General features: G+C 61.9%; 10 protein-coding genes. 7 read left to right on the top strand and 3 right to left on the bottom strand.

Annotated features, from left to right (window positions below; translation table 11 throughout):
• Positions 1-11 precede the first annotated feature (11 nt).
• Complete coding sequence (locus HT102_RS00520) at positions 12-1046, top strand: crotonase/enoyl-CoA hydratase family protein (RefSeq protein WP_333473214.1); 1035 nt, start codon at positions 12-14, stop codon at positions 1044-1046.
• Positions 1043-1864, top strand: a complete 822-nt coding sequence (locus HT102_RS00515) for an SDR family oxidoreductase (protein ID WP_192037463.1) — start codon at positions 1043-1045, stop codon at positions 1862-1864. Before HT102_RS00520 ends, HT102_RS00515 begins: the two co-directional genes overlap by 4 nt.
• A 104-nt stretch (positions 1865-1968) precedes the next feature.
• Here HT102_RS00515 and hchA read toward each other — a convergent pair whose 3' ends face one another.
• A complete protein-coding gene (gene hchA, locus HT102_RS00510) occupies positions 1969-2829 on the bottom strand; it encodes a glyoxalase III HchA (protein ID WP_192037462.1) in 861 nt (286 codons plus the stop codon).
• A 193-nt stretch (positions 2830-3022) separates the two neighbouring features.
• Here hchA and HT102_RS00505 point away from each other — a divergent pair, with 193 nt between their 5' ends.
• A complete protein-coding gene (locus HT102_RS00505; RefSeq protein WP_225443040.1) occupies positions 3023-3484 on the top strand; it encodes a MarR family winged helix-turn-helix transcriptional regulator in 462 nt (153 codons plus the stop codon).
• A gap of 391 nt (positions 3485-3875) precedes the next feature.
• Here HT102_RS00505 and HT102_RS00500 read toward each other — a convergent pair whose 3' ends face one another.
• Positions 3876-4403, bottom strand: a complete 528-nt coding sequence (locus tag HT102_RS00500; RefSeq protein WP_192037461.1) for a DUF421 domain-containing protein — start codon at positions 4401-4403, stop codon at positions 3876-3878.
• A 162-nt stretch (positions 4404-4565) separates the two neighbouring features.
• Between HT102_RS00500 and HT102_RS00495 the strand changes: the two genes are divergently transcribed.
• On the top strand, positions 4566-4976 hold the full coding sequence (locus HT102_RS00495; RefSeq protein ID WP_192037460.1) for a four-helix bundle copper-binding protein: 411 nt from the start codon (positions 4566-4568) through the stop codon (positions 4974-4976).
• A 72-nt stretch (positions 4977-5048) separates the two neighbouring features.
• A complete protein-coding gene (locus HT102_RS00490) occupies positions 5049-6092 on the top strand; it encodes a coiled-coil domain-containing protein (RefSeq protein ID WP_192037459.1) in 1044 nt (347 codons plus the stop codon).
• Positions 6093-6660: 568 nt separating this feature from the next.
• Here the strand turns inward: HT102_RS00490 and HT102_RS00485 are convergent.
• Complete coding sequence (locus HT102_RS00485; RefSeq protein ID WP_192037458.1) at positions 6661-7872, bottom strand: DNA cytosine methyltransferase; 1212 nt, start codon at positions 7870-7872, stop codon at positions 6661-6663.
• 510 nt (positions 7873-8382) lie between these two features.
• Between HT102_RS00485 and HT102_RS00480 the strand changes: the two genes are divergently transcribed.
• Complete coding sequence (locus tag HT102_RS00480) at positions 8383-10740, top strand: ATP-binding protein (protein ID WP_192037457.1); 2358 nt, start codon at positions 8383-8385, stop codon at positions 10738-10740.
• Positions 10737-12539, top strand: coding sequence for a DEAD/DEAH box helicase family protein (locus HT102_RS00475; protein ID WP_192037456.1), 1803 nt, complete (start codon positions 10737-10739; stop codon positions 12537-12539). Before HT102_RS00480 ends, HT102_RS00475 begins: the two co-directional genes overlap by 4 nt.
• Positions 12540-12567: the final 28 nt, after the last annotated feature.

Below are 12567 nucleotides of genomic sequence, written 5' to 3'. Positions count from 1 at the left end.
AGGGGACACTCGTGGACCACAACGAGCATTCGGGCACGAGGGCAGCCGCATGGCAGGAGAACTGGGCCGAGACGCCTGGATCGCCCTGGGCGGGGCGCCCCGATCCGGACGAGGAGCGCACCTATCGCACGCTCACCTATGAGCGCGATGGGCGTATCGCCCGCATCACGTTCAACCGCCCCGAGCGTGGCAACGCCATTACCTCCGATACCCCGGTCGAGCTGGCCGACGCGGTCGAGCGAGCCGACCTGGACCCGCGCGTGCACGTGCTCCTGCTTTCCGGGCGCGGCAAAGGGTTCTGCGGCGGATACGACCTGGAGATGTTCGCAGAGAGCGGCTTCGATACAGCAGACGGACCTGATGGCGCGGCCGGGACCGTCGTCGATCCCGCAGTCCAGGCAAGCAACCACAATCCCTGGGGCACCTGGGATCCCATGGCCGACTACGCGATGATGAGCCGCTTCAACCGGGGATTCTCCTCGCTGCTGCACGCGAACAAGCCGACCGTCGCCAAGCTGCACGGGTTCGCGGTCGCCGGTGGCACGGACATCGCGCTGTACTGCGACCAGATCATCTGCGCCGACGACACCAAGATCGGCTACCCGCCCACGCGCGTCTGGGGGATTCCCGCGGCGGGGATGTGGGCCCACCGGATCGGTGACCAGCGCGCCAAGCGGATGCTGTTCACCGGCGACTGCATCGATGGAAAGCGAGCGCAGGAGTGGGGGCTTGCCGTCGAGTCCTGGCCCGCGGACGAGCTCGATGCGCGGACCGAGGAACTCGTCGGCCGTATCGCCATGATGCCGGTGAACCAGTTGATGATGGCCAAACTGGCACTGAACTCGGCGCTGCTCGCGCAGGGAGTCGCCAACTCCGGGATGATCAGTACGGTATTCGACGGCGTCTCCCGCCATACCCGCGAGGGCTATGCCTTCCAGCTGCGCTCGGCCACCGTCGGGTTTCGCGAGGCGGTGCGCGAGCGCGATGAACCCTTCGGCGACTACAAGCGAGCCCGCCCCGGCGCGGATGAAGGCAGGAACCCGTGACGGCGGGCAGGCGCGTCCTGGTGACCGGTGGCGCCTCGGGCCTCGGCAAAGAGGTCGCGGCGGCCTTCCTGCGGACGGGGGCACGCGTGCTCATCACCGACATCGACAGCGCGGCGGGCGAATCCACGTGCGCGGAGCTCGCTGGTGCCGGAGGTGTGGTCGAGTTCCGCGCGCTCGATGTGACCGACGAATCCGCCTGGGCTGATGCCGTGGAATGGTGCACCGCGGAATGGGGCGGGCTTGACATCCTGGTGAACAACGCCGGGGTGGCGGCGGCGGGCCGGTTCGAACGGATCCCGGCCAGCGACTGGGACTGGATCCTGCGGATCAACCTGATGGGTGTTGTCGCCGGATGCCGCGCGGTGACACCACTGTTCAAGCAGGCCGGTCGTGGCCACATCGTCAACATCGCCTCGATGGCCGGTGTGCTCAATGTGCCCGGGATGGCCTCGTACAACGTGTCGAAGGCTGGGGTCATCTCGCTGTCGGACACGCTCCGGCACGAGCTCGCGCCCTACGGGATCAGGACAACGGTCGTGTGCCCGTCGTTCTTCGCCACCAATCTCGGCGACCGCATGCGCAGTCCTGATCCCGCAATGGTGGGGCTGATGGGCAAGCTCATGAAGTCATCGAAGGTCACCGCGGCAGATGTCGCGCGACAGATCGTGCACGCGGTCGATCGCGGCACGTACCGCGTCATCACCCATCCCGATGCCAGGCGGGCCGTGCTCGTGCAGCGCTTCGCGCCAGCACTCGCTGCCCGCCAGCTTGTGGCGTACTGGGCGAAGCTGCGCCCTCGGCTCGAAGGCGGCGACTAGCGGGGGCTCGAGTGCGCCAGACGCGATAGAAACTGCTAAACGCGATAGAAGCGGACCTAAGTTCTGGGCGGCTTCTATCGCGTTTGCACCGAGGGGCGGTTGTGTCAGTTGCCGAACTTCTCGAGGAGCGCGGCGACGGATTCCTTGCCGAGCTGGTTGGCCGCGAGCGGGCTGTCGCCGGTCAGCACATTGCGGTCGCGCGTGGTGGCCCCCGCCATGTCGTCGTTGACGACCTCGATGCCCTCAGCCTTCAGGGTGGCGCCCAGCTTCCACGGCATCTCTCCGGGCAGGTAGCCGATCTCGATGTTCGCCCCGAAGTCCAGGGAATCAGGGAACGCCACGATCTTGTAGCCGGCGAACGAGTTCTTCTCGCGATCGAGGCCGCCCACGAGGAACACGGCCGGCCCGTGGCACAGGGTGATGATGAGACGGTCCTTCTCCAGGAAGAAGTCCATGGCCTGCTGGATCTCCTTGCTGAACGGGATACCGTTCATGGCGCCGTGCCCACCGGGGACGAAGATCGCCGCGTAGTCGTCGAGGCCCTCGGCGAGAACGTCTCCGAGCCTCTTGGGGGCCTTGAACGACTCGCTCGTGGCCTCCCAGGCCGACTTGGTGGCCTCGTCCTCCTTCGGGAAGGCCCACCACTCGAACTTGCCGGGCGCGCCACCGACCGTGGCGACATCGATGCCGTAGCCAGCCTCGGCCATGTGGTGCAGGGGCAGCAGCGTCTCGACGGGATGGTTGCCGGTGGAGAAGAACGTTCCGTTCTCCATCAGCATGTACCGCTCCTCGGTGGCGATCACGAGGATCTTCCACCGGCCACCGGTGTATTTCTCCTCGGTGGAGAGGCCGTCGAAGTCGGTCCGCGGCGCGGTGTACTGGCTCAGCGAGTAGGGCGAGGGGAAGAAGGCATTGTGCTCCGCGGGATCGGCCGCGGGATTGCGATCTGCAGTGGTGTCAACCATGTTCGAGTTTCCTTTTCCTGGTGCTGGCGCGTCCCGAGGGCCGGTTGGCCTTCGAGGTGCTCAAGCGATGCCGGTGGATTCGCCCGGCGTGGCCGGGGCAATGCGGGTCCCGAGGCGATCGTTTGTAATCACAACCATATGCGCAACATACCGTAAGTGCATGGGGTGCACCAGGGCGTCGTACCATCAAGTAATGAACGAAGACACCACGGCGCGGGAGGCATGCGACCTCGGATGGTCCATCGCCATGCTCGGGCGCCGGTACGCGGCCATCGTCGATCCCGTCTTCGAGAACTTCCCCCGGGGAGCCCGCGGCTATCAGCTCCTGCACACCGTCGTCCACAAGCGCATCCCGACGCAGAACGCCCTGGCCGATTACCTCGGGATCGACCGGACCGTCATGCCGTACTTCGTCGATGACCTCCAGAGCGCGGGCTACGTGCAGCGCCAGGACGATCCCAGCGACCGCAGGGTCCGCACCGTGATCGCCACCCCGGAGGGGATCGCCCAGTACCAGATGCTCTCCCAGCAGGTCCTGCGCGCGGAGCAGGCGTTCTTCGACGGCTTCGCGGACGAGGACCGGGCCGTGTTCGTCCAATCCCTCTCGGACCTGGCCCGCCGGTCGCGGAGCTACACCCCGCCCGAGGGTCGCTAAGGCCTTCCCGCTTGGGCCCCGCCGCCTTTCGCCGCTCATTTCGCTTCTGCGGCCCCGGCGCCCCGCTCCCGCCTCGTTGCCCGGTGGACCCTCCGCTGGCGCCCCCTGCGCGGGGCTTGTTTCATATCCCGCGAGATCGCTGAGTTTCGCATCATTGGTTATGAAACGAGGTTTTGCACCATCGTTGCCCCTGGTCGTCAATGTGGCTCCAGGGGCTCGTTCGTTATGTGCCAAAAACGGACGTTTATGAAACATCCTTCCGCGCCCCGCATGATCGCCCCAGCTCAAGGTGTCCTCACGGCGATGTCCATGCGTTGCGCAACGAACGCACGAACGAACGTACGACGCGAACGAATGTTGTCGAGCAGGAACCCGCCCGGCAAGCCCGCCGCTACGCATCCTCGGCCGCGCCACGGCCCCGCACATCTGCCAGGCTCGAGCCATCGCCACGCGCATCCGCCGGGATCACGCTCAGCGAACCGTTCGTCTCCAGCACCACCGCCGCGACGCGGGACAGATCACCAAGGCCGGTCGAGCGCACTGCTTGCATGACCTCGGCCCGCGAGACCCGCTGTGCACGCAGCGCGGGCTCCACGATCGCCCCGTCCTCGAGAAGCAGCGTCGGGGCGGCGGTCAGCGCGTCCCGGGCACCAGGGATGCGGCTGCTGACAAAGGCGGCGATGAACTGGAGCGCAGCGAGCAGCACGAGCGCCGTGGCGCCCTCTGCCCACGAGACGTCCCCGCTGAGAACGATGGTCGCGAGCGTGGAACCGAGGGCGACTGTGACGACGAAGTCGAAAGCATTGAGCTTGGCCAGCGTGCGCTTGCCCGAGATGCGCAGCACGAGAATGAGATCGACATAGGCCGCGGTGCCGACGACGATGATCCGGATGATTTCCTCAAGAGTGTCAAACCACATGATCGTCGCCTACCCGCGGACAAGGCAGGCAAACCGGACGGACGCGTAGCGCGCAGGGGGATGGTGCAAGGGGGTTTGGCTGCCTCGGGTCCGGGTATGCACCATCCGCCCCGATGACGGGACATGACCGACGAAACGCCCCCGACAACGAAGGAGCTCCCCATGGGCACCCCATCGATCATGCTGGCCACCCATCCCGGCGCCGCCCGCATCGCCGGTGACCGCGACGCGCTCGTCTCCTGCATCGAGGCCTGCATGGAGTGCGCGCAGGCCTGCACCGCGTGCGCCGATGCCTGTCTCGCCGAGGATGCGGTATCCGACCTCGTGACCTGCATCGCCACCAACCTCGATTGCGCGACGCTGTGCCGCGCCACCAGTCAGATCCTGTCCCGGCAGGAGGGCACGAGCGCGCAGGTCGTCAAGGCCACGATCCATGCATGCCTGGCCGCGTGCACCGAGTGCGCGGAGCACTGCGAGGAGCACGGCGAAGCGATGGAGCACTGCCGCGCGTGCGCGAAGGTCTGCCGCCGCTGCGAGGAGACGTGCCGCGAGCTCCTCGCCGCGATCGGGTGACCCCCAGCGGCCCCTCGGTGATCAGTCTCCGCGCCGCCGTGACGGCGATCGCGGCTGGGGTACCCTGTGCCGGTGGCCGGAACGAATACCGACAACGCTGCTGCTCCCACCCAGGTCGGTGAGGCGCCACCCACCGGTGGGCGCGTCCGCAAGTACGCCACCGCGGCCGAGCGAGCCCGCGCCTGGCGCGCCCGCCAGGCCGAGAAGCAGCTCGCCGGAGACGCGCCTGCCGAACCCGAGACGCCCGAGCAAGCAGTCGAGTCGCTAGCGGCCACCATTCCCGCCCTGCGCGCCGCCACCGGCCAGCATCTTCGCGAGCTCACTGCCGTGGCCGAGCGCATTGACAAGGCGCTCGCCCGCATCGCGGATCCCGCCGCGGTCGACGAGCAGCTCGAGACCATCCGCGCCGAGTGCGCGGAGCAGGTCGCCCGCGCCCAGCAGGAGACCGCCACGACCAAGGCCGCGCTCGCACGGGCGCGCGCCGCCGAGGAGACCGCCCGCAAGGAGCGCGACGAGGCGGTCGAGTCCGCCGCCCAGGCATGGGAGCGCGGCGAGCAGCTCGAGCAGCAGCTCCACGAGGAACAAGGCGCCACCCGTTCCGCCCGTGCCCAGCTCGAGGAAGCGCGCCAGGAGTTCCACCAGCACATCGACACCGTCGGGCAGGAGCACGCGCGCGCCCGCCAGGAATGGGATCAGCAGCAGCGCGACCGCGATGCCCAGCATGCCGCGGCCATCGGGCGGCTCGAGCAAGCGCTCGAATCGGCCCGCGATGCGACAGGCCGTGCCGAGGCAGCCCGCACGGAGGCGGTCGACGAATCCCGGGGCCTGCGCGCGCAGCTCACCGAGCGCGCCCGCGAGCTGCGCGCCGAGCAGGCTGCCCGGCTCGCCGACGCCCGCGACCACAGCCAGAACCTCGAGAAGGCGCGCCGCGATGCGCTCGAAGAAGCAACGGCCAGCCACCGCGAGGCCATGGACAACCAGCGCCAGCAGCTCGCCGACGCCCGCGAGCGCATCAGCGACCTGCGCGCCGACATCACCGCGCTACGCACGGAGCGCGACGAGCGCGACGCGCTCCGGCAGGCCATGAAGGATGCAGAGACCGCGAAACACGAGTGACGGCGTGCTGGCGCGTCAGCGGGTGCCTTGGTCGTTGCTCGCTACAGCGAACGCAGATTCTAAACAGCGCGAGCGGTTACGCCCACGGCAGTGAAAAGAATTACTGATGTTTTCGGCCACTTGCCCACAGTTCTTGCCCGAGCGAGTCCGGCATATTCCAGGTGTTCGCAGATATCGTGTAGCCCCGCCCCGGGAGTCGAACGTGATCCCGCAAGACGCTATAGGATTGCCGCCGGGAAACAATCGAATCGCTGCGGTGATCGTGCAGTCATACCAACTCGAGGACCTTGCAAACTGCGTAGTTCAGCAATAGATTGCGAGAGAGAGCAGTGTGCTCGACCCGTGGCAAGTCTTCGCTGCGCCGTCGAATTGTCCGTGTGTGTGGCGAACCGGCCCGGCGAGATACAGTATGTCGCGCTTATGGTGGGTATTCTTTGCTTGACCGTTCACCTGCACGAGCGAACAGCGCCCAATTGCGGTGGTTCGTTGCCGCTTCGGCAGAACGCTACCTTGGTCGTCAACTCCGATCACCCATGCAGACCGTGCAGATTTATGCGTGCACAAAATCTCATGCCAGCACCCCTAAATAGGGGGCCTTTAAGGAGTTTTGCCGAACCGCTGCCAATTCAAGGTGAGTGCGAACCGATGCAGCTACAGTCTGGGCAAGGAGGACGGGCACCGCGTTGCCAAGCTGTCGCATCGCCTCACCCCATGAGCCGTGCAGCTCGTACCCGTCTGGGAAGGTTTGAATGCGAGCCGACTCTCGGACAGTGAAATACCTGACCGAACCGTCGGACCGACGGAGCATGTTTTCGCCTCCAGGCACACCATGCGCGCCTGCCTTGAGTGCCTTTGCAGGCTGGTCCCACGGCGACCCAGTATGGCCAGGGTAACTGCGGGCTCCGGGATTCAGTACGTGATTTAGGTGCCGCTTGCTACTAATTCGTGTTGGTGCGGGCAGGCCCGCCAGCGCCTCGCGGACAGTCCTCCATGGTTTGCCAGAGATCGCCACCTCCCCGATTCGGATCCGCTCTGCGCGTGCGATCTGCCGCGCCGTGGCAGTTGGGCGGTCTGCCTTCGGAACACCAGTGCGTTCCCAGTAGCTTCCCGTAATCCATTGGTCGCGCAGCAGGGCGTCAGCGGAATGAGTCGAGGCCGGAAAGCTCCACTCAGCCTCGACGTCGCGCCGGAACCCGACTAGGAAAACCCTCCAGCGCTGTTGTGGGACACCGTAATCCGCTGCATTCACAAGGGTGGGGATGACGCTGTACTCGAGCGAATCGTGCTTTCCGGATGTAGCCTCTACCTGGAGGCGAGCGTAGTGGTCCGGCCACGATTCGCCGTCGTGTGCCGCCATCTCGGGAAGCCGAAGGCGTGCCTGGACATATGAGTAGTAGTTCGCGAATGCAGGACGCGTAAGTCCACGTACGTTCTCGACGATGAACGCTAGTGGTCTCAACTGGCGAATGACCTCGGCGGTGACAGGAAACATGTCTCTCCTGTCTTCGGCTGCACGGGCCTTGCCTCCCGCCGAGAACGGCTGGCATGGCGGCCCACCTGCGACGAGATCGATATCTCGGATGCCGCTCCAATCGACGTCGCGGACATCTCCCTCCCGGACGTCCCAACCGGACACAAGGGGGTACCCCGCGTCACGGTTCTGGCGGACCGTGTCACAAGCCCACTTGTCCCACTCACATACGATGACCGGCCGGAAGCCGGCAAGCCCACATCCGAGAGCCAAGCCGCCAGCTCCTGCGAAGAGCTCTACTGAACGCATGCCACCAACCATATAGGGACGCCAAGTCCGCCGTGAATCCTGGGCCCCCGCACTAGCTCCGCCGGGCTTAGGACTCGAACCGAACATGGAAGAGTATGGTGGGTGTGGACCGGTGTCCAGTGCTATTGTAGCTGCCTGAGCCAGGCAGTGCATCGAGGGCTCCTTCAAGATACGAACGCCAGTAGACGACCTACCCAAATCGAACAATCGCCAAAGTCTGCGACCAAACCAAGAGCAGCAACGGGTGGCTGCAGTCGATACGTAGGTCGGAGAGCAGGCCAACCGAGAGCATTCGAAATCGACCAACGCAGCCCCATCGAGCTCTAGTAGACTTGACTACGGACGCACTGGTGACCACAAGCCGGTCCCCACCGTGAGCCACTCTGGGAAATGATCTTGCGAGGTATCGACGTACATTGAATAGCACCAGACCAGTACCAGCGCCTGTAGGTTTGTGCGTGCGGAAACGTTCACGCCGCGTCTAGTAGGCCGGTAGGCAAGGAGTACCGCTTGCAAATCACCCCGTCCCCGCGCATTCTGTCGATGCTCGGTGAGATAGAAATTGCTGACTGGCAATGTCTAGCGGAACTCATCGACAACAGTATCGACGAGATCCAAAAACGCAATGATAAGCAGGTGCTGAACTGTAATGAAGTCGATACGCTTTCACAGATCGAAGTCCTCTTACCCTCTCCTAAGACTGAACTTTCCAACGCCGAAATTGAGGTGCGGGATCGTGGCCGCGGTATGAGCGAGGACCAACTTCGCAAATCCGTGCGTGCTGGTTGGACTGGTAACGACCCATTTGAACATCTCGGACTTTTCGGAATGGGATTCAATGTCGCGACTGCGCGACTGGGACGAGTTACTGAAGTGATTACGACCACGGCGGGCGAATTGAAGTGGCGTGGTGTTCGGATCGACCTAGATAAAATTGGTGAAGACTTCAGTGTCCCAGAGTTCACGCTCCCGAAATCTGATCCGGGGGCTCACGGAACTCGAGTCCGCATTACTCGCCTCGACCCGTCCAGGTATCAGTTTATGACAGGTCGTGCCGAGGTAATCCGGACGCGGCTAGGTGAAGTCTATTCGTGGCTCCTGGAGTCTACCCCAGTGAATTTGCGTGTAAACGGAAAAGTTGTTCGGCCGCGCGCGCACTGTGTGTGGGACAGGTCTCGATACGTCAACTACGGAAAAGGTCGAAATCACGAGCAAATCCCAGCGATAATCAAGGTTGAAAAGCAGCTAAGTGACGCCCAGGCTTGCACAATGTGCGGTCACTGGCAAAGCCTAGGACAATATAAATGTGAGCGTTGCAACAGTACCTCCCTAAAGCTGCGTGCGCGCCGGATACACGGATGGGTCGGAATACAGCGATACCTGGACTCCAACAATTATGGAATAGATTTCATTCGCAATGGGCGAAAAATCCTCGTGCACGACAAATCAGTTTTTGAGTGGAAGGACCCTAACGATTCTATTGTTGGACAGCATGAGTACCCAATTGAGATTCCAGCTACCAAAGGTAGAATTGTTGGCGAAATCCATCTTGATCACGTTCCGGTTGACTATAAGAAGGATCGCTTTGAGACATCATCGCGGGACTGGATTTACGCAATTAACTACCTGCGCGGCGAGGGGCCGCTGCGCCCGCAAGCAGCTAAGAGGGCCGGATACGACCAGAATGATTCGCCCATTGGTCGCCTTTTTCGTGGGTACCAGCGCAACGATCCAGGGCGAAAGTGCCTGATCCCGGGTGACGGCAAGAATGCCACTCATTGGCAAGCCGCTGAATGGGGTCAGATGTTCCACCGCGGAGATGCTCGCTATCAGACCGATGAGAAGTGGTGGATGGCGGTGCTTCACCACGAGGCAGAAGTCGCGCGCAAGAACGCGCCCGCTCCCGAATCGAGCGGTTCTAGCGATGAAGATGCAATACTTCGCGCCTTAGGTGATCCGACGTCTACTATATCGGACGGTACGACGGGAATCGTGCATGGCGTCGATTCCGACGCTGAGACCATCGGCGACGGCTTAGCAGCTAGGCCAATCAGCCTTTCAGAACAGGTCGAAGCGCTCCATAAGGGCGCCAAAGCTGAAACAAATTTGAGCCGTGAGTACCGGATAAACGCGATCAGCGACTACCTAAACGTAACCGCATGGGTCGTCGGGGAACCAATAAAGATGAAAGAGAATGCTAGATCATCGCCGGTTTACCTGTACCCGACAGGCGGCGGGGACGCTGAGTTGTTCATTGACGTGACACATGAGTTATTTCGAACTCAGGGGGCCGAGGCGCTAGATGTCGCAGTCGCTGAAGTCGCCTATTTTCTTGGGGTCCGTCGGAGTGTCATCGGCAATGGCTATAGCATCTCGCAGCTAGTTGCCGAACTGCGCCGGGACACATTTAAAGACGCGAACTTGGACTTCACTACAGTCCAGGAGTCCACCCGTAGTGTCATTGACCAAATCCGCATGCTCGTCGCAGTGCACGTTGATGCGGACCCCCAGCGCGCGTGGATGCTACTCAGTACTCAGGATATCTCGCGACTGGAAACAAAATACGCATCCCGGGGCCAAGTATTGTGCTCGACCAACTCGGACTTTGTTTCCGATGTACCAGCTCTCTACCTAGTGCGATTGCTCGAAGAATGGCCGGAGGTCTTCACCGATGGCGCCGTATTTGAGGATCGCTATACGCACCTTGCGTCGGACGAAGCCAAGCAGGTAGTCAAGGCTCAGCTCATGAGCCTGCTTCTTGATTGCGCCTCGGTAGCCTCCGAAGAGAAGGGCATCGCTTCACTCAACATTCTCAAGCGGGCTCGGTTGTCGCTAGAAATGCTAGAGCAGAAAATTGTTCAGGCATGAGCGCCCCAGCGTGGCTAAGCGATTCTGCGCTTAGGAGCGGCGGCCCAGTCGGCTTGGTCAAAGCGATCGAACGGGTCCTCTGGCACCTGAGATTCAGTGATGTGCGCGCCATTGACGGCGCGGGAGACAGGGGTGCGGATATACTCGCGGTTCGCAACAATGAGGAATGGGTTATTCAATGCAAATGGTCGCTGAATGGAGCCATCGATGCTGCTGGCGTCAACGAAGTTAATGAGGCGTTCGCATATTATCGGGCAGAGCGGGCTGTATTGGTTACGAATACCGACCTAACTAGACCAGCGCGAGCACGGGCGGAAGAGTTGAAGCGTCTTGGCCTTAAGATCGATGTGTGGAATGGGGCGAGTCTTGAAGCTATTGGATCTGCCATGTTCGATAGAGTGCCCAACCGCCATGATGTTCGGGACTACCAGAAGACTGCTGTCGAGGCTATAGAGCGAGATCTGGGAAACAACCAAAAGGCTCTACTTGTCCTGGCCACCGGATTAGGAAAAACAGTAGTCGGCGGTTACGTCATCAGTAGTCTTCTAAACCGCAATCCTGGAGCAAGGATATTGATTCTTTCGCACCTTAAAGAGTTGTCTGCGCAACTCGAACGTGCGATGTGGTACCATCTTTCAAAGAAGGTACACACTAATTTGCTGACCGGCGAGGCTACTCCCGCAAACTTTGACGGTGTGTTAGCCGCGACTATCGAGTCGGCGCTGGGTGCAATCCATGAAGGCTACCTTCCGCATTTAATTATGATCGACGAGGCCCACCACGTCGGGGAGAACAGTCGCTACCGAGAGCTGCTCGATCTAGTTCCTGGCGTGCCGTACTTTGGAGTGACGGCTACACCCTGGAGAGGCGACGAGTTCGATCTATCTTCAGTGTTTGGCGAGGCGTCCTACAAAATGGGAATAGCGGAAGGTATGGCGCGGGGCTGGCTATCCGAAGTTGACTATCGCATGTATGTCGACGATATCGACTGGGAACTTGTCCGCTCAGAGTCAGAAAACGGATACTCGATAGGGGAGCTCAATAGCAGGCTATTTCTTCCTCAGCGTGACGCTAGGATCCTCGATGAACTTCGGAATGTGTGGATGAGTACGATCGAACCTCGAGCGATAGTATTCTGCCGCACGATTGCACACGCAGAAGAGTTCGCCCGTTTGCTGCGGCAGAACAACCCAGAATGGAACAACGCGTCTGCACTCCACTCAGGCGTTTCCTCCCTACGGCGCAACATCCTGTTGAACCAATTTAAGCTGGGTCGGGCGCCAATTCTGACCTGCGTTGATGTGCTAAACGAAGGTGTTGACGTTCCCGACGTGAACATCATTGCGTTCCTTCGCGTTACCCACTCCCGCCGCATCTTTGTCCAGCAGCTTGGCCGTGGGCTCCGACTCGCCCCGAATAAGCACCGGCTAAAGGTTCTTGATTTCGTCACCGACGTACGACGAGTGGCTGCCACGCTGAAGCTTCGTCGCGAGATTGATGGTGAGACTGAACGTCTCAACCTGAATCCTGCAGTAGCTAGTGAAATCACGTTCTCCGATAGGACAATCGGCACACTTCTCGACCATTGGCTGAAGGACGCTGCTGACGTAGAGTATTCTGGAGAAGACGTCAGGCTGCAGTTCCCGCCTGAGTTGCGTTGCGAACGGAAGGATAGTTCCGATGGCCATTGGGAGGATGCCAGCAAGAGTTCGCGAGGACGTGTCACGTACGATCCTTCGTCGTGCAGTCGAAGTGGGCTGGGAGGACTTAACCTTCGCGGAGCGCTCTGCTACCTATAGCAAATGGGTAGTCGACCCTGAGGTCGGC

It is taken from the genome of Lolliginicoccus lacisalsi (genome assembly GCF_014841105.1).
GTDB classification, from domain to species: domain Bacteria; phylum Actinomycetota; class Actinomycetes; order Mycobacteriales; family Mycobacteriaceae; genus Lolliginicoccus; species Lolliginicoccus lacisalsi.
This window is presented reverse-complemented; position numbering and strand designations above follow the sequence as displayed.